Annotated in this window: 16 protein-coding genes; 2 read left to right on the top strand and 14 right to left on the bottom strand. The window is 69.7% G+C overall.

The genetic code is table 11. The annotated features are described in order from the left end of the window. Positions 1–13: 13 nt before the first annotated feature. The 6 genes from H284_RS0115575 to H284_RS0115550 form a co-directional block, all read right to left on the bottom strand. Positions 14–463, bottom strand: a complete 450-nt coding sequence (locus tag H284_RS0115575; RefSeq protein WP_018191911.1) for a DUF3817 domain-containing protein — start codon at positions 461–463, stop codon at positions 14–16. Between the two features lie 4 nt (positions 464–467). Continuing rightward, positions 468–1,295, bottom strand: coding sequence for an SURF1 family protein (locus H284_RS0115570; RefSeq protein WP_020076965.1), 828 nt, complete (start codon positions 1,293–1,295; stop codon positions 468–470). Between the two features lie 56 nt (positions 1,296–1,351). Then, positions 1,352–2,722 carry a cation:proton antiporter gene (locus H284_RS0115565; protein ID WP_020076964.1) on the bottom strand — a complete coding sequence of 457 codons (1,371 nt, stop codon included), beginning with the start codon at positions 2,720–2,722 and terminating at the stop codon, positions 1,352–1,354. A 6-nt stretch (positions 2,723–2,728) separates the two neighbouring features. Next, positions 2,729–3,259: a cation:proton antiporter regulatory subunit gene (locus tag H284_RS0115560; protein ID WP_026307269.1), complete on the bottom strand. Its 531-nt coding sequence runs from the start codon at positions 3,257–3,259 to the stop codon at positions 2,729–2,731. Between the two features lie 135 nt (positions 3,260–3,394). Then, on the bottom strand, positions 3,395–5,281 hold the full coding sequence (locus tag H284_RS0115555) for a glycerol-3-phosphate dehydrogenase/oxidase (RefSeq protein ID WP_442911227.1): 1,887 nt from the start codon (positions 5,279–5,281) through the stop codon (positions 3,395–3,397). Between the two features lie 39 nt (positions 5,282–5,320). Then, positions 5,321–6,439 carry a GuaB3 family IMP dehydrogenase-related protein gene (locus H284_RS0115550; protein ID WP_018191916.1) on the bottom strand — a complete coding sequence of 373 codons (1,119 nt, stop codon included), beginning with the start codon at positions 6,437–6,439 and terminating at the stop codon, positions 5,321–5,323. Positions 6,440–6,504: 65 nt separating this feature from the next. Here H284_RS0115550 and H284_RS0115545 point away from each other — a divergent pair, with 65 nt between their 5' ends. Continuing rightward, positions 6,505–7,665, top strand: a complete 1,161-nt coding sequence (locus tag H284_RS0115545; protein WP_020076963.1) for a MalY/PatB family protein — start codon at positions 6,505–6,507, stop codon at positions 7,663–7,665. Here the strand turns inward: H284_RS0115545 and H284_RS0115540 are convergent. The 4 genes from H284_RS0115540 to groES form a co-directional block, all read right to left on the bottom strand. Then, entirely contained in the window at positions 7,649–9,337 is a 1,689-nt protein-coding gene (locus H284_RS0115540) for an ABC-F family ATP-binding cassette domain-containing protein (protein ID WP_020076962.1), read from the bottom strand. The genes H284_RS0115545 and H284_RS0115540 overlap by 17 nt on opposite strands. Positions 9,338–9,436: 99 nt before the next feature. After that, positions 9,437–10,939, bottom strand: a complete 1,503-nt coding sequence (gene guaB, locus H284_RS0115535) for an IMP dehydrogenase (protein ID WP_018191919.1) — start codon at positions 10,937–10,939, stop codon at positions 9,437–9,439. 97 nt (positions 10,940–11,036) lie between these two features. Next, positions 11,037–11,978, bottom strand: a complete 942-nt coding sequence (gene rarD, locus H284_RS0115530; RefSeq protein WP_020076961.1) for an EamA family transporter RarD — start codon at positions 11,976–11,978, stop codon at positions 11,037–11,039. A gap of 82 nt (positions 11,979–12,060) precedes the next feature. Then, positions 12,061–12,357, bottom strand: a complete 297-nt coding sequence (groES, locus tag H284_RS0115525; protein WP_018191921.1) for a co-chaperone GroES — start codon at positions 12,355–12,357, stop codon at positions 12,061–12,063. Between the two features lie 155 nt (positions 12,358–12,512). On the opposite strand from groES, the gene H284_RS0115520 reads away from it, so the two are divergent. Then, positions 12,513–13,700 (top strand): class I SAM-dependent methyltransferase, encoded by a 1,188-nt coding sequence (locus tag H284_RS0115520; protein WP_020076960.1) that lies wholly within the window; start codon positions 12,513–12,515, stop codon positions 13,698–13,700. A gap of 32 nt (positions 13,701–13,732) precedes the next feature. Here the strand turns inward: H284_RS0115520 and H284_RS0115515 are convergent, their stop codons facing one another. The 4 genes from H284_RS0115515 to tsaB form a co-directional block, all read right to left on the bottom strand. Continuing rightward, a complete protein-coding gene (locus H284_RS0115515; RefSeq protein ID WP_020076959.1) occupies positions 13,733–14,347 on the bottom strand; it encodes a DUF4190 domain-containing protein in 615 nt (204 codons plus the stop codon). Positions 14,348–14,469: 122 nt separating this feature from the next. After that, complete coding sequence (gene tsaD, locus H284_RS0115510) at positions 14,470–15,573, bottom strand: tRNA (adenosine(37)-N6)-threonylcarbamoyltransferase complex transferase subunit TsaD (RefSeq protein WP_020076958.1); 1,104 nt, start codon at positions 15,571–15,573, stop codon at positions 14,470–14,472. Next, positions 15,570–16,070 carry a ribosomal protein S18-alanine N-acetyltransferase gene (gene rimI / locus H284_RS0115505; RefSeq protein ID WP_020076957.1) on the bottom strand — a complete coding sequence of 167 codons (501 nt, stop codon included), beginning with the start codon at positions 16,068–16,070 and terminating at the stop codon, positions 15,570–15,572. The genes tsaD and rimI overlap by 4 nt, the downstream gene beginning before the upstream one ends. Continuing rightward, on the bottom strand, positions 16,067–16,687 hold the full coding sequence (gene tsaB, locus H284_RS0115500; protein WP_020076956.1) for a tRNA (adenosine(37)-N6)-threonylcarbamoyltransferase complex dimerization subunit type 1 TsaB: 621 nt from the start codon (positions 16,685–16,687) through the stop codon (positions 16,067–16,069). Before tsaB ends, rimI begins: the two co-directional genes overlap by 4 nt. Positions 16,688–16,695: the final 8 nt, after the last annotated feature.

Genomic DNA, 16,695 nt, shown 5'->3' with positions numbered 1-16,695 from the left:
CCTTGTCTCGCCGCTAATGTGTCGCCTCCACGAGGTCGGCTGCCTCGGCCTCGCGGCCGGCCAGGTAGGACTTCACCTGCTTGGTGATGCGCGCCTCCACGAAGAACGAGAGGAACGGGACGACGCCGCCGAGGGCGATCATCACGAACTTCGTGAACGGCCAGCGCATCAGGCTCCACAGGCGGAAGTCGGAGATCAGGTACACGACGTACAGCCAGCCGTGTGCGATGAGGATGCCCGTGCTCAGGTCCACCCCGGTCGGAGCGACGGCGGTCTCGACCGGGACGAAGGTCAGCGCGCCATAGTTGCTGAATGCGAAAAGCTCGTAGCCGAGCCCGTACTTGACGACCATCTCGGCGCACAGGAGCAGCAGCATGATGCCCGTGACGTACGCGAACACCTGGTAGAACCGGAGCGCCCCGCGGATCTTCGGGAAGTCTTCGAGCTTGGGAGCGAGGGGCATGGGCCTATTCTAAAGGCTCGGACTGCGGGTTCTTCCCGGCCATCGCATCCTGCTTCTCACGCTTCTCACGTTCGAGCAGCTGCTCCTCGCGCAGCTCGTCCTCCCGCTGCTTCGCGTCCTTCACCAGGCGGTACCAGAGGAACACCGCGAACCCGGCGAAGATGATCCACTCGGCCGCGTAGAAGATGTTGAGCCAGTTCAGCTCGGTCTGAGCGATCGGCGGGGGCGAGTAGATCTGGACCAACCCCGCCGGCGCTCCGCGCTCGACGACGTAGGCCGCGTAGACCGGCATGCCGTCGACCCCGGTCCAGAGGTTGTAGAGGGCGCCGACGCCGAGCGTGCGCATCGCGGTCGGATCCTTCTTGTCGGTCGGCGCCTCGGGCTGCTCGTCGGGCAGGATGCGACCGACGATGCGCTGCGGATCCGTGTCCGCCTGCCGCGACAGCCGCTCGACCGCCGCCTGCGCGGCCGCCTTGTCGGGAGCCCACCCACGCGCAACGGCGAGCGCGACCGGTCGGCCGTCGCGCTCGAGGTTCACGTGACCGACGACCCACCAGCCGCTGCGTCCCTTATTGAGCCGGTCGTGAAGCAGCTGGTAGTCCTCCGGCACGAACGTCCCGGTGAACTCGACCAGCTGCCCGACGGCCACATCGCGGAGGGGCGACGACGGACCGGCGACGTCCGCGAGCGGGAGCACGGTCTCGCTGGGAGCCTCGACCGCCTTGCCCGATTCGACGGCCCGCTCGAGCTGCCACTGACCGAGCCAGGCGAACCCGGCGGCGAGGAGCAGCGCGAACACCAGCGCGCCGATCCACCGCGGGCGCCGCATCATCTGGAAGAGGGTGGTTTCGCCGGCGATCGGCTCGGCACCCGTGGTCGTCTCGATGGTCAGTCCCGTTCCCGTTCGCCGCTCGTGTCATCCTGCATGGCCCGCTCGACCATCCTGTCGACGGCCCGCTGTGTCTCATCGACGCTCTCCGTCGCGCGCCGGGCGTCGGACTCGAGGTCGGCGGTCGCGGCCTCGACCAGGGCGATCTCCTCGTCCAGCATCGGCTCGCGCTTCTTCGTCTTCTTCCGCTCCCGTCGGCGTGACGGGCCGGACCGTAGGATCATCGCACCGATCTTCTCGGAGTTCGCTGCGAGGATCGGGCCGATGATCGCCATGATGAGCACATAGAGACCGGCGAACGGCTGGATGCGCTCATCCAGTCCGGCGGCGAGCGACAGCGTGGCGAGGATGAGGGCGAACTCTCCACGGTTCTGCAGGATCACGGTGGTGTTGATGCCGGCCTGCACGCCCATCCCGTTGATCCAGGCCACGAACTGGCCGGCGCCGATGTTGAGCACGATCGTCATGACGACGGCGATCCCGACGGGCAGGAGCACGGACGGGAACTTCGCCGGGTCGAGCGCGAGGCCGAAGTTGAGGAAGAAGAAGGCGGCGAACACATCCCGGAGCGGGATGGCGATCTGCTCGATCTTGCGGCGGTACTTCGTCGCCCCGAGGACGAGGCCGATGAGGAAGGCCCCGATCGCGTCGGTGACGCCGAGCAGCTCTCCGATGCCGGCGAACAGCACCGCGAAACCGAAGAAGAGGATGGTGAAGAGCTCGTCGTCCTTCGTGCGGAACAGCCGCGAGACGAACCGGCCGCCCCAGCGCGCGATCGTGAACATCACGACGAGGAAGGCGAACGCGATGGCGAGCTTGCCGACCACGGGCCAGAAGTCGGTCTCGCCGCTGAGCACCACGGAGACGATCGCCAGGTAGATGGCGATGAAGATGTCCTCGACGACGGTGACACCGAGGATCATCGGCGTCTCGGTGTTCGCCAGCCGCCGCAGTTCGATGAGCAGTTTGGTGACGATCGCCGACGATGAGGTGGCCGTCATGCCGGCGATGATGAGCGCCTCGCGGGTGCCCCACCCGACCATGAACCCGAAGATCAGGCCGACGCCCATGTTGATGACGATGTATGAGCCGCCGGAGACGATCAGCTTGCCGAAGTTGCCGAAGAACTCGTCCTGGTCGAACTCCAGACCCAGGTTGAACAACAGCAGGATGAGCCCGAAGATCGCGATGAGCTCGATGTAGTCGCTCTCGAAGTTGAGCGGGAACCAGCCGGTGTGCGGGCTGGCCAGCAACCCGACCAGCATGTAGATGGGGATCGCGGGGAGACTCACCAACCTGCCGAGGCGCCCGAGCACGTACGCGACGAGCAGGAGGATGCCGAGAACGATGAGGTCTTCGCCGAGATGCATCGTCGATCAGCCTCCGGGCGGAGCGTCGGCGGTGACACGGTGGGCGACCTCGCCGGTGCGGAAGAACGAGAACGCCTTCGCGACCTTCTCCGGCGTGCCGGCCACCACGAGCGTGTCCCCGGGGAACACCTTGAAGTCGGGAGCGGGCGCCGGGTTGGCGGAGTCCCCGCGCACGACCGCGACGACCGTGAGGCCGACGAAGCCGCGGTCGCCGGGCGCGCCGAGCTGCTGACCGGCGATGTAGTCGTCGTAGTCGACGGTGAACCAGTCGATGCTGAGACCGGGGATCTGGTCGAGCGCGGTCAGAGCCTCGGTGATCTGCGTGCCGCCGAGCAGCTCCGCGAGCGTGTGGGCCTCATCCTCGTTGAGCCGGAGCGACACCTTGGTGACGTCGCTGCCGTCTTCGTGGTCCGAGAACGTGATCAGGTCGCTGTGGCCGGACCGGTGCGCGATGACGCCGACTTTGCCGCCATCGTCGGTCACGAAGGTGTGAAGCACCCCGACCCCGGGCAGCTTCACCCGTCGAACGTCTACCATCATCCGTCTCCATCCGCCGGGCCGGCCGGCATAAGGGGGGTATGCATCCAGCCTACCGGAGGCGTGCGAAGGCCCTCCCGGAGAGCGAGCTCCGGGAGGGCCTTCTGCGGTGCTTCTCAGCCTGCGCTGTCGCGCCTACCCGTCGGTCCCGGGCGCGTCCTCCGCACCGGCGCCCTCGACGTGCTTCGGCGCCTGGTCGGCGCTCGTCGGGGTGCCGGCCTTCGATGCGGCCGCCTTCGCGGCTTCGGCGTCGGCCTCCACGATGTCGGGCGCTTCGAGCCGGATGCGGTCTGCGGACTCGTCGTCGGGCTGCAACTGACTGGCGCGCTCCGCCTCGACCCGGCGCAGGTAGGTCCGCACCTCGCGCTCCTCCCGCTCCGAATCCCAGCCGAGCACCCGCGCCATCAGCGACGCGGCGACCGGGGCGGCGGAGGCGCCGCGGTCCCACGCCTCGATCGAGATGCGGGTGCGGCGGGCGAGCACGTCCTCCAGGTGGAGGGCGCCCTCGTGCGTCGCCGCATAGACGACCTCGGCGCCGACGTAGTCGTCCGCTCCGGGCAGCGGGTCGGCCAGCGACGGGTCCTCGCGGATGAGCGCGAGGATGTCCTCCGCGAACGTGCCGTAGCGGTTCAGCAGGTGCTCGATGCGGGCGACGTGGAGGCCGGACTCCTGGGCGATCCGGTGGCGGCGGTTCCACGCGGCCTGGTATCCCTCGGCTCCGACCAGGGCGATGTCCATCGTCGTGGAGGGAGGAGTCCTGCCGTCGATCGCGCTGACGGCGGCATCCACCGCATCCTTCGCCATGACCCGGTACGTCGTCCACTTGCCGCCCGCGATCACGACGAGGCCCGGCACCGAGTGGGCGACCAGATGCTCGCGCGACAGCTTCGACGTCTGCTCGGACTCACCGGCGAGGAGCGGCCGGAGGCCCGCGTAGACGCCCTCGACGTCCTCCCGGGTCAACGGGATGTTGAGGATCTCGTTGACGTGCGCGAGCAGGTAGTCGATGTCGGCGGCGGTCGCCGCGGGGTGCGCCTTGTCGAGGTGCCAGTCGGTGTCCGTGGTGCCGATCAGCCAGTGCCGGCCCCACGGGATGACGAAGAGCACGCTCTTCTCGGTGCGCAGCAGCAGGCCCATCTTCGACTGGAAGCGGTCCCGCGGCACCACGAGGTGGATGCCCTTGGATGCGCGCACCTTGAACTGGCCGCGCTCCCCCACCATCGACTGCGTGTCGTCCGTCCACACGCCGGTCGCGTTCACGACCTGCTTGGCGCGGATGTCGAACCGCTCGTCGGTCTCGAGGTCGTGGGCGCGCACGCCGACCACCCGCTCGCCGACCTTGATGAAGCCCTCCACCCTGACGCGGGAGGCGACGTGGGCGCCGTAGTGCGCGGCCGTGCGCACCAGGTTGGCGACGTAGCGGGCGTCGTCGACCTGCGCGTCGTAGTACGTGATGCCGCCGATCAGGGCGTCCTTGTTCATCGACGGGATGGCGTTCAGCACCTGCCGCTTGCTGAGGTGCCGGTGGTGCGGAACACCGGGAGGCCGTCCGCCGGTGTACGAGAAGATGTCGTACAGCATCATGCCGGCGCCGATGTAGAAGCGCTCCCACACCCGCTTGTGCAGCGGGTACAGGAAGCGCACGGGCTTCACGAGGTGCGGGGCGATGCGCTGCAGCAGCAGCCCGCGCTCGATGAGCGCCTCGCGGACCAGGCGGAAGTCGAGCTGCTCGAGGTACCGGATGCCGCCGTGGACCAACTTGGAGGAGCGGCTGGAGGTACCGGAGGCGAAGTCGCGTGCCTCCACGAGTCCGGTGGTCAGACCGCGGGTCGCCGCATCCACCGCGGATCCGGCTCCGACGATGCCGCCGCCGACCACGAGGATGTCGAGCTCCGTGTCTTTGAGCGCCGCGATCGCCGCGGCGCGCTCCGCCGGACCGAGCCGTGACGGGTAGGTCACGGCCGGGTTCGACGCGGGCGTCGCGTGCCTGTCGCCGCCTGGGGCAGATTGGGACTTCACCATCGTTCTCTCCCTCTCCGGCCGCCATCGGCCGGCGCTGCTCTACTGCGTACGATACGGCGCGACGACGACCTCGACGCGCTGGAACTCCTTCAAGTCCGAGTATCCCGTCGTGGCCATGCTCCGGCGCAAGGCTCCCACGAGATTCGCAGAGCCCTCGGCCACCGGAGCCGGCCCGTAGAGGACCTCCTCGAGCGGCGCGACCTGACCGACGGCGACGCGATTGCCGCGCGGCAGCTGCGAGTGGTGCGCCTCGGCGCCCCAGTGCCATCCGCCGCCGGGCGCATCGGTGGCGCGGGCGAGCGTGGTGCCGAGCATGACGGCGTCGGCGCCGCAGGCGATGGCCTTGACGATGTCACCCGAGCTGCCGAGGCCGCCGTCGGCGATGACGTGCACGTACCGGCCGCCCGACTCGTCCATGTAGTCGCGGCGCGCACCGGCGACGTCGGCCACGGCGGTCGCCATGGGCGCGTGGATGCCGAGGGTGGATCGCGTGGTCGACGCGGCCCCGCCGCCGAAGCCGACGAGCACTCCGGCCGCGCCGGTGCGCATCAGGTGCAGCGCCGCGGTGTAGGTGGCGGCGCCGCCCACGATGACCGGCACATCCAGCTCGTAGATGAACTTCTTGAGGTTGAGCGGCTCGACGTTCTTCGACACGTGCTCGGCCGAGACCGTGGTCCCGCGGATCACGAAAAGGTCGACGCCCGCGTCGACGACCGTCTCGTAGAGCTCCTGCGTGCGCTGCGGCGAGAGTGCGCCCGCGACCGTGACGCCTCCCTCGCGGATCTCGGCGAGGCGACGGGTGACGAGCTCCGGCTTGATCGGCTCGGAGTAGATCTCCTGCATCCGGCTCGTCGCGCGCTCAGCCGGGAGCTCGCGGATCTCGGCGAGCAGGGGCTCCGGGTCTTCGTAGCGGGTCCACAGACCCTCGAGGTCGAGAACGCCGAGGCCGCCGAGCTGGCCCATCATGATGGCCGTGGTCGGCGAGACCACCGAGTCCATCGGGGCCGCGATGAACGGGATGGAGAACTGGTAGGCGTCGATCGTCCACGAGACCGAGACGTCCTCCGGGTCGCGGGTGCGCCGGCTGGGAACCACGGCGACGTCGTCGAAGGCGTACACACGGCGGGCGCGCTTGGCGCGGCCGATCTCGATCTCCATACTCACGCGCTTCAGTCTAGGCCGCGCGCCTGTTCGGCGTCGGGGGCCTGTGGAAAGGTGGTCTCGTGACCGTCGAAGCCGAACCCCTCAGCCGTCTCCGCCAGCGCACCAGTGAGAAATGGCGCGCGTACCCCGACGACGTCCTCCCGCTGTTCGTCGCCGAGATGGACTACCCGCTCGCCCCGCCGATCGCCGCGGCCCTGCACGCGGCCGTCGACCGCAGCGACACCGGCTATATCGGGCCGGACGACCGCACGCAGCGGGCGTTCGTCGACTTCGCGCGCGACCGGTGGGGCTGGGAGGTCGACCCCGCGCAGACGCGGACCACCACCGACGTGAGCGTGGTGATCGTCGAGGCCCTGCAGATGCTGATCGAGCCGGGCGACCGCGTGGTCATCACCCCGCCGGTCTATCCGCCGTTCTTCGAGCTGATCCCCGAGGCCGGGGGTGTGGTCGAGGAGGTGCCGCTCCTCGAAGGCGGGACCGACGGCCGCGGGTGGGCGCTCGATCTCGCCGGTCTGGAGCGGGCGTTCGCGGGTGGGGCGAAGGCGTTCCTGCTCTGCAACCCGCACAATCCGCTCGGTCTGGTCCACCCGCGCGCCGAGCTGGAGGCGGTCGCCGCGCTGGCGGCCCACCACGGTGTGTTCGTCGTGAGCGACGAGGTGCACGCACCGCTCACGCACACCGACGCGACGTTCACGCCGTTCCTCTCCGTGTCGGAGGAGGCGCGGCGGATCGGCGTGGCCGCTCACTCCGCCAGCAAGGCCTGGAACCTGGCCGGCCTGAAGTGCGCACTGTTCGTGACGGCGTCGCCGGAGCAGGCCGAGCGCATCCACGCCCTGCCCATCGAGGTGGAGGTGCGCACCAGCCACTTCGGCCGGATCGCCACCGAAGCGGCCTTCCGGGATGGGCGACCCTGGCTCGACGACGTGCTGCGGGCAATCGAGACCAACCGCGAACTGCTGTCCGTCCTGCTGACCGACCGTCTGCCGCGCGCCCGCTACCGGGAGCCGCTCGCCAGTTACCTGGCCTGGATCGATCTGCGCGCCCTCGGCTGGGGCGACGACCCTGCCACGCGCATCCTCGAGGAGGCCCGCGTCGCCGTCAATCCCGGCATCGAGTTCGGTGCGCCCGGCGCCGGTTTCATCCGCCTCAACCTGGCGTGCTCTCCGGAGGTCCTCACCGAGGCGATCGACCGGATCGCCGAGCTCAGCGCGCGCGGCTGACCCGCCGCTCGTCCCACACCGGCTCGTCGGTCTCGTAGACCGCCCCGTCGGAACCGAACACCAGGAAGCGGTCGAACCCGCGAGCGAACCAGCGGTCGTGCGTGACCGCGATCACCGTGCCCTCGAAGCCGGCGAGGCCCTCCTCGAGCGCCTCGGCCGAGACCAGGTCGAGGTTGTCGGTCGGCTCGTCGAGCAGCAGCAGCGTCGCACCGGAGAGTTCGAGCAGCAGGATCTGCAGCCGCGCCTGCTGGCCGCCCGACAGCGAGTCGAACGTCTGCTCGGCGGCACCGGCGAGACCATACCGATCGAGGACCCGGCTCGCGGCCTCCCGGGGCATCCCATCGCGGCGTTCGTCTCCGCGATGCAGGATCTCCAGCAGCGTCCGTCCGACCAGTTCGGGATGCTCGTGAGCCTGCGCGAACAGACCGGGAGCGACGCGGGCGCCGAGTTTGGCGTTGCCCGTATGCGGGACGGGAGCGCCTGCGTTCTCCGCCGCGGCGAGATGCCCGGCCGACGGGTCCGGATCCGTGCCGCCGGCCGCGAGCAGCCGGAGGAAGTGCGACTTCCCAGACCCGTTCGAGCCGAGCACCGCGACGCGCTCACCGAACCAGACCTCGGCGTCGAACGGCCGCATGAGCCCGGTCAGTTCGAGATCTGTGCATTCGAGCACGCGACGGCCGGTGCGTGCGCCGGTCAAGCGCATCCGGACGTTCTGTTCGCGCGGCACCGCCTGCGGCGGACCGGCCGTCTCGAAGCGGGCGAGCCGGGTCTGTGCGGCCTGGTAGGCGTTCGCGAGGTCGCTGTTGTACTTGGCTTTCTCCTTGAAGCGCAGCACGAGCGCCTTCAGCTTCGCGTGCTCCTCATCCCACCGGCGGCGAAGCTCCTCGAGCCGCTCCATGCGCTCGCGCCGGGCGTCGTGGTAGCCGGCGAAACCTCCCCCGTGCGTCCACGTCGTGTTGCCGGCGGCCCCCAGCTCCAGCGTGATGATGCGGTCGGCCGCATTGGCGAGCAGCTCGCGGTCGTGCGAGACGACCAGCACCGTCTTGTGCGTCGCCCGGAGCTGCTCCTCCAGCCAGCGCTTGGCCGGCACGTCGAGGTAGTTGTCCGGCTCGTCGAGCAGCAGCACCTGTTCCGGACCGCGCAGCAGCGCCTCCAGCACCAACCTCTTCTGCTCTCCGCCCGACAGGGTCCGGACCGCGCGGTATCGGGCACGCTCGAACGGGACCCCGAGCGCGGCGACCGTGCACTGGTCCCAGACGACCTCCTGCTCGTATCCGCCCGCGTCGGCGTACTCGGCAAGCGCGTTCGCATATCGCAGCTGTGTGTCGGTCTCGTCGCGCTCGATGATGGCGTTCTCGGCCGCCTCCAGCGCTTCGGCCGCGGCCTTCACCGCCTTCGGAGCCACTCCCACCAGCAGGTCGTTCACCGTCCGGTCGTCGCGGACGTGTCCGACGAACTGGTCCATCACCGCGAGGCCGCCGTCGATGACGACGCCGCCCGCGTCGGGCCGGAGTTCACCCCGGATGATGCGCAGCAGGGTCGACTTGCCCGCGCCGTTCGCGCCGATCAGAGCGCCGACGCGCCCATCCCCGACCCGGAACGAGACGTCGTCGAGCAGCGGCCGGCCGTCGGCGAGCGTGTAGGAGACGCCGGAGACGTCGATGTGGCTCATGGAGTGATCCTGATCTGGGAGGCGGGCAAAGCCTTCCAGACTAAACGAAACCGCCGCCCGAGGGAACGGGCGGCGGTTTCTCAGACCGGGATCTGCGCGTCAGCGACGGTAGTTCGGAGCCTCCACGACCATCTGCACGTCGTGCGGGTGCGACTCCTTGAGCCCCGCCGCGGTGATGCGCACGAACTTGCCGTTCTGCTTGAGCTCCGGGATGGTGCGGGCGCCGACGTAGAACATCGACTGCCGCAGTCCGCCGACGAGCTGGTAGGCGACGGCGGAGAGCGGGCCGCGGAACGGCACCTGACCCTCGATGCCCTCGGCGATCAGCTGCTCGTCGCTCGGCACATCCGCCTGGAAGTAGCGGTCACGCGAGTAGGAGGTCTTCTTGCCGCGCGTCTGCAGAGCGCCGAGCGACCCCATCCCGCGGTAGTTCTTGAACTGCTTGCCGTTGACGAACACGAGCTCGCCCGGCGACTCGGAGGTGCCGGCCAGCAGCGATCCGAGCATGACGCTGTCCGCACCGGCGACGAGCGCCTTCGCGATGTCGCCCGAATACTGGAGGCCGCCGTCGGCGATGAGCGGGACGTTGGCCTCGCGCGCCGCGAGCGACGCCTCGTAGACCGCGGTCACCTGGGGCACACCCACACCGGCGACGACGCGCGTGGTGCAGATGGAGCCAGGGCCGACACCGACCTTGATGGCGTCGGCGCCCGCGTCGATGAGCGCCTGCGCGCCCGAACGGGTGGCGACGTTGCCGCCGATGACGTCGACGTGCGACGCGCGGGGCTCGGCCTTGAGGCGGCGGATGATGTCGAGAACGCCGGCGCTGTCGCCGTTGGCGGTGTCGACGACGATCACGTCGACGCCCGCGTCGACCAGGGTCATCGCGCGCTGCCAGGCGTCGCCGAAGAAGCCGATCGCGGCGCCGACACGGAGCCGGCCCTCGTCGTCCTTCGTGGCGTCGGGGTACTTCTCGCTCTTGTCGAAGTCCTTCACCGTGATGAGGCCGCCGAGCTTGCCGTCGGCGTCCACCAGGGGGAGCTTCTCGATCTTGTGCTCGGCGAAGATGGCGACGGCCGCGTCCGGGTCGATGCCGATCGGAGCCGTGATCAGTGGCTGACGGGTCATGACGTCGCGGACCTTGGTGGTCGACCGCTCGAACGGCGACACGAAACGCATGTCGCGGTTGGTGATGATGCCGACGAGGGTGCCGTCCGGCTCGACGACGGGGAGACCGCTGACGCGGAACTGGCCGCACAGTGCGTCGACCTCTTCGACGGTCGCGTCCGGGGTCGTGGTCACCGGGTTGGTGATCATGCCCGACTCGGACCGCTTGACCTTGTCGACGTGCGCCGCCTGGTCCTCGATCGAGAGGTTGCGGTGGATGATGCCGATGCCGCCCTGGCGCGCCATGGCGACGGCCATGCGCGACTCGGTGACGGTGTCCATGGCGCTCGAGAGCAGCGGAGTCGCCATCGAGATGCGCTTGGTCAAGCGGGTGGACGTGTCCGCCTCACTCGGGATGACGTCGGTATGCCCGGGGAGGAGCATGACGTCGTCGTAGGTCAAACCGATGAAACCGAACGGATCCGCCTGATCCATCTCACCCCTTCAAAGATGCATCCCGTGTGAGGACGCGCGACTGTGGATGCTCAATGGTAACGGCAGAATCTGGACGGATATTCCGGCCGCTTCGCGGTCAGTCCACCGGGGCCAGGTCGAGCTCCGCCGCCCGCTTGCCCTGTCGCGCGGCGACGATCATGTCGATGCTCAGGATGAGCAGCGCGAGCCAGACGATCGCGAAGCCGACCCAGCGCTCCGGCGGCATCGCCTCGTGCAGCACGGCGACGCCGACGATGAACTGGATGAACGGAGCGAAGTACTGGATGAAGCCCATGTAGACGAGCGGGAGGCGACGGGATGCCGCGGCGAAGAACAGCAGCGGGACGGCCGTGATGACGCCGGCGCCGACGAGCAGAACGGTGTGCCACACGCCCGCGGTGCCGATGGTGAGCCCGGCGGTGACGCCGACGACGACGAGCTGGATGATGGCCACCGGGGTCAGCCACATCGTCTCGAGGGTGAGACCGGAGAGCGCATCCACCCGGTTGCCCACGCGCTTCTTGATCAGCCCGTACAGGCCGAACGAGAAGGCGAGGATGAGGGCGATCCACGGCATCGAGCCGTAGCCGACGGCGAGGACGATGACGGCGACGACGCTCACGCCGACGGCGACCCACTGGGCGACGCGCAGCTTCTCGCGCTGGACGACGACGCCGAGGAACACCGTGACGATCGGGTTGATGAAGTAACCGAGGGCCGCCTCGACGACGTGGCCGTTCACCGTCGCCAGCACATACGTCTGCCAGTTGACGTAGATGAGAGCGCCGGCGAGGCCCATCGTGAACAGGACGCGCTTGTCGGTGAGCAGCGCCGTGAACGCGCGCCAGGAGCGGGTCACCGTGAGGGCGATCGCGCAGAACCCGAGAGAGAAGATCACGCGCCAGCCGACGATCTCCCAGGCCGAGGCGGGCGCGAGCGCCAGGAAGTAGATCGGGAGGATGCCCCACAGGACGTACGCGGAGACCGCGTAGACGAGTCCGGATGTGCGGTGGGAGCTGAGGTCGTCGGAGGATGCCACTCGTCCGACTCTACCTGCGACCGCAGACACCACGACGGCCCGGATGCTCAGAGCATCCGGGCCGTCGAGAAGAGGGGGTGCGTCAGCGGACGACGACCGCGAGCACGTCGCGGGCCGACAGGACGAGGTAGTCCTCGCCGCCGAACTTCACCTCGGTGCCGCCGTACTTCGAGTAGATGACCTTGTCGCCGACGGCGACATCGAGCGGGATGCGGTTGCCGTTGTCGTCGATGCGACCAGGGCCCACCGCGACGACCTCGCCCTCCTGCGGCTTCTCCTTGGCGGTGTCGGGGATGACCAGACCGGAAGCAGTGGTCTGCTCAGCCTCGACCTGCTTGATGACGATGCGATCCTCGAGCGGCTTGATGGAGACCGACACGTTGACCCCTTTCCTGTGAAGAACAGTGTCTCTACTAAGACTGATTAGCAAACTCGCACTGAGAGTGCTAACACGAGTCTAGGGGGTGCGTTAGCAGTCACGCAACGTGAGTGCCAGACCGGGCGGGGCGGCACGTCCAGGGTAGCGTTGAGCGCATGGAACGCTCCGAGCTGGTCGCCCTCCTGAGCCCGGAGGGACTGCGGCTGCTCGACTCCCTTCCGCCCTACGACAGCGAGCGGGACGTGCTCGCGATCGTCAGCGACCTCCGCAAGCAGGGCCACTCCCCCGCGCTGGTCGCGGCCGTTCTCACGCAGTCGAAACTGCGCCGTAAGGCCGTGGCCAAGTTCGGCGACTTCGCGTCGCAGATGCTCTTCACCGAGGCCGGCCTGGAGCAGGCCACCCGGCTGCCGGTCGCCGCGCGGCATGCCGGACGGTTCCGCGCGGCGGGGATCCGCCGTGTCGCCGACCTCGGCTGCGGGATCGGCGGCGACGCTCTCGCCCTCGCCGCCCTCGAGCTGGACGTCCTGGCGATCGAGGCCGACGAGGTCACCGCGGCCATCGCCTCCTTCAACCTGGCCCCGTTCCCCAGCGCTCGGGTCGAGCAGCGGCGGGCGGAAGACGTCGACCTGCGCGAGATCGACGGCGTCTTCCTCGACCCGGCACGACGGACCGCCGGGCACACGCAGACGGAGCGCCTCACCGACCCCGACGACTACACGCCGTCGCTCGGCTTCGCGTACGAGCTCGCCACCGGCCGATCGGTCGGCCTGAAGCTCGGTCCGGGATTCGACCGCGACCTCATCCCCTCGACGGCGGAGGCGCAGTGGGTCTCCGCCGACGGACAGGTCGTCGAGCTGGGCCTCTGGTTCGGAGCGCTGGCCCGGCCCGGCATCCACCGCGCCGCACTCGTGCTCCGCGGCGATCGGGCGGACGAACTGACCGCCGATGCCGACAGTCCCGACGAGGAGGCCGGTCCGCTCGGGGAGTACCTCTACGAGCCGGATGGCGCGGTCATCCGAGCGCGCCTCATCGGCGATCTCACACGCAGGCTGGGCGGCAGGATGCTCTCGGAGCAGATCGCCTACATCACGACCGACCGGCCCGCCGAGACCCCGTTCGCGGCCGGCTTCCGCGTTCTCGAAACGCTCCCGTACGCCGAGAAGGACCTGAAGAAGGCTCTCCGTCAGCGCGGCATCGGCACCCTCGAGATCAAGAAGCGGGGGGTGGATGTGGACCCCGCCGCACTGCGCCGCCGGCTGAGCCTCAACGGCGACCGCCCGGCGACCCTGATCCTCACCAGGGTCGCCGGGCGGCACACGGCGCTGCTCGCCGAACGGCTCTGAGGCCGTCGGCGAACCGCTTCACAGGGCTTTGCTCAGTACGTGCCCTGGTAGTTCGCGATGCTCGCGAAGATGATCGCGAGGAAGATCCAGTAGATGATCGCGATCGCGATGCTCACGAAGCCGAGGATGATGCCGGTGAGCCAGAAGCCCTTGGCCTGCGGCTCCTTGTTGCGGCCGATGAAGCCGAGCACGACCGCCGCGATACCGAACAGGAAGCCGATGCCCCAGGCGATGTTGAGCACGATGCCGAGGATGCCGCCGACGAGCGACAGGATGCTCAGGATCGGCGACTTGGCGGCGGGCTGCCCGTAGGGCTGGGTGTAGCCGGGGGCGGGCTGCCCGTATGCCGGCTGGCCGTACGGCTGCTGGGGCTGGCCCGGCTGCTGGCCGTAGGGCTGCTGGTACTGCTGGCCGTATCCCGGGGCCGGTGGCTGCTGGCCGTATCCCGGCGCGGGCGGCTGCTGACCGTATCCGGGAGCGGGCGGCTGCTGACCGTAGTCCGGAGCCGGCGGCTGCTGACCGTAACCCGGCGCGGGCGGCGGCACGGCCCCCGTGTCGGACGCGGGCGGGGCGGGCGGCGGCGGCGGGACCGATCCGTTCTGCGAGTTCGGGTCCGTCGGTTCGACGGGGGCGTTCGGGTCGGTCATGAGACCCATCTCCTTCGGTGCGGGAAGCTGGTGGTCGGCGCCTCAGCGGAAACGGATTTCCTGAGAGAACGCTGTATCACACCCATCGTGGCAGGGGGTCCGGGAGGGTGTCAACGCACCACTCAGGCGGTGACCTGAATCTCCGTCACCGGGAGCGTGGAGTCCGCCGAGAAGGTGAGCTCGCTCGGGCCGTGACCCGCCATGATCAGCTGCGCCCCCAGCGCCGCGATCATCGCGCCGTTGTCCGTGCACAGCGAAAGAGCCGGGATGCGCAGCGCGACACCGGCTTCGGCCGCCCGCGCGATGGCGAGCTGGCGCACCCGGGCGTTCGCCACGACACCGCCGCCGAGCAGCAGCCGGGGCACGTCGTGATCGCGGCATGCGGCGAGCGCCTTCGTGATCAGCACGTCCGCCACCGCCTCCCGGAACGACGCAGCGACATCGGCGACCGGCACCTCTTCCCCGGCATCCTGACGCTGTTCGACCCAGCGCGCGACCGCGGTCTTGAGTCCGGAGAAGGAGAAGTCGTACCGGTGCTTCTCCAGGTCCTTCGGCCGGGTCAGCCCCCGCGGGAAGCGGATCGCCTTCTGGTCGCCATCCGTGGCGACGCGGTCGATCTGCGGGCCGCCGGGATACGGCAGGCCGAGCACGCGGGCGACCTTGTCGAACGCCTCACCGGCTGCGTCGTCGATGGTCTCGCCGAGCAGCTCGACGTCCGAGACGAGGTCGCGGACGAGCAGCAGGGAGGTGTGGCCGCCCGAGACGAGCAGGGCGATCGTCGGCAGCTCGACGGGATGACCCGGGCCCCCCTGTGCGTCGAGCAGATCGGCGCCGACGTGGCCGACGAGGTGGTTGACGGCATACAGCGGCTTGCCGAGGGAGACGGCGAGCGCCTTCGCCGCGCCGACGCCGACCATGAGCGCACCCGAGAGTCCGGGGCCGCTGGTCACAGCGATGGCGTCGACGTCGGCCAGCTCGATCCCCGCGTCCGCTACGGCGGTGCGCAGCGTCGGTTCCAGGGCCTCCAGATGTGCGCGGGCGGCGACCTCCGGGACGACGCCGCCGTAGCGGGCGTGCTCCTCCATCGACGACGCGATCGTGTTGGCGAGCAGCGTCGTGCCGCGGACGATCCCCACACCGGTCTCGTCGCATGACGTCTCGATGCCGAGCACGAGCGGCTCCTTCACGGACGCCGGATCGAGGCGAGTGGATGCTGCACTGGTCATGCGAGGGTGGTCTCCGGACTGGGGACGGCGAGACGCATCACGATCGCATCCACACCGTCCGGCTGGTAGTACTTCGGGCGCACGCCGATCTCCTCGAAACCGAGGTCGCGGTAGAGGGTCTGGGCGCCCGGGTTGTCGGCGCGCACTTCGAGGAACACCTCGCGGGCGCCGCGTTTCCGCGCCTCGGCGATCAGGGCGAGCATGAGCTGACGTCCCAGCCCGCGGCGGCGAGCGTGCGGGGCGACCGCGATGGTCTGGATGTCGCCCTCCCCTCCCCCGCGCGGGGCGAGGAGTCCGGCATATCCGGCGAGGCGGTCGGGCGACTCCGGTGCGAACGCGACGAGGTAGTAGCCGTGCTCGCCGGCGACTTCCGAGCGCATGGAGCGCTCCGACCACGCGTCGTTCTCGAAGACGCTGCGCTCCAGCTCCATGATCGCCGGCACGTCGGCGGGCTCGGCGCGGCGCAGCTGGTGCACGGTGCGGGCGGGATCGGTCACGCCGTCACCCGCTTCGGCCCGGCGGACGGCGTCACATCCGGCGAGCGCAGGTAGAGCGCGACGTCGGGATCCATGGGCAGCCGGTTCGCGTAGCGCAGCTCGGCGATCAGGCCGAGCCGGCCGGCGGGGACGACGTCGGCGTCGACTCGAGCGACGTCGGGATGCGGCAGCTCGTCCGGCCGGGCGAGGCCCGGCCCGCCGAGGCGGATCGGGAGACCGAAACCGTCGACGCCCGAGTAGGCGGTCCAATACCGTTCCCGGCGCCGGGCATCGGTGACGATCAGCAGCGGACCCTCGTGTCCGGACGCGTACCGGTCGTAGGCGACGGCGTCATGGCTGACGACGGGGACGAGCGGCTTCCCCGCGCCGATCGCGAACGCCTTCGCCGCGGCGATGCCGACCCGGAGTCCCGTGAACGGGCCCGGCCCCATCCCGGCGACGACGCCCGACAGAGCGCGCACCTCGATGCCCGCAACCGTCAGCGCCTCGTCGATCAGGGTGCCGATCACCTCGGCATGGCGCATGGTGTCGGTCTCGATGATCTCCGAGAGCACCCCGCCCTCCCGGTCGACCACGGCGACGCTGGTCCCGGCGGACGTGTCGATGGCGAGCAGCATGCATCCAG

It is taken from the genome of Cryocola sp. 340MFSha3.1, from assembly GCF_000383315.1.
Classification (GTDB): domain Bacteria; phylum Actinomycetota; class Actinomycetes; order Actinomycetales; family Microbacteriaceae; genus Leifsonia.
This window is presented reverse-complemented; position numbering and strand designations above follow the sequence as displayed.

Bases quoted from the DNA above. Each gene is read 5' to 3' on its own strand.
- H284_RS0115575 (WP_018191911.1), bottom strand. From the start codon at position 463: ATGCCCCTCGCTCCCAAGCTCGAAGACTTCCCGAAGATCCGCGGGGCG.
- H284_RS0115570 (WP_020076965.1), bottom strand. From the start codon at position 1,295: ATGATGCGGCGCCCGCGGTGGATCGGCGCGCTGGTGTTCGCGCTGCTC.
- H284_RS0115565 (WP_020076964.1), bottom strand. From the start codon at position 2,722: ATGCATCTCGGCGAAGACCTCATCGTTCTCGGCATCCTCCTGCTCGTC.
- H284_RS0115560 (WP_026307269.1), bottom strand. From the start codon at position 3,259: ATGGTAGACGTTCGACGGGTGAAGCTGCCCGGGGTCGGGGTGCTTCAC.
- H284_RS0115555 (WP_442911227.1), bottom strand. From the start codon at position 5,281: ATGGTGAAGTCCCAATCTGCCCCAGGCGGCGACAGGCACGCGACGCCC.
- H284_RS0115550 (WP_018191916.1), bottom strand. From the start codon at position 6,439: ATGGAGATCGAGATCGGCCGCGCCAAGCGCGCCCGCCGTGTGTACGCC.
- H284_RS0115540 (WP_020076962.1), bottom strand. From the start codon at position 9,337: ATGAGCCACATCGACGTCTCCGGCGTCTCCTACACGCTCGCCGACGGC.
- guaB (WP_018191919.1), bottom strand. From the start codon at position 10,939: ATGGATCAGGCGGATCCGTTCGGTTTCATCGGTTTGACCTACGACGAC.
- H284_RS0115520 (WP_020076960.1), top strand. From the start codon at position 12,513: ATGGAACGCTCCGAGCTGGTCGCCCTCCTGAGCCCGGAGGGACTGCGG.
- H284_RS0115515 (WP_020076959.1), bottom strand. From the start codon at position 14,347: ATGACCGACCCGAACGCCCCCGTCGAACCGACGGACCCGAACTCGCAG.
- tsaD (WP_020076958.1), bottom strand. From the start codon at position 15,573: ATGACCAGTGCAGCATCCACTCGCCTCGATCCGGCGTCCGTGAAGGAG.
- tsaB (WP_020076956.1), bottom strand. From the start codon at position 16,687: ATGCTGCTCGCCATCGACACGTCCGCCGGGACCAGCGTCGCCGTGGTC.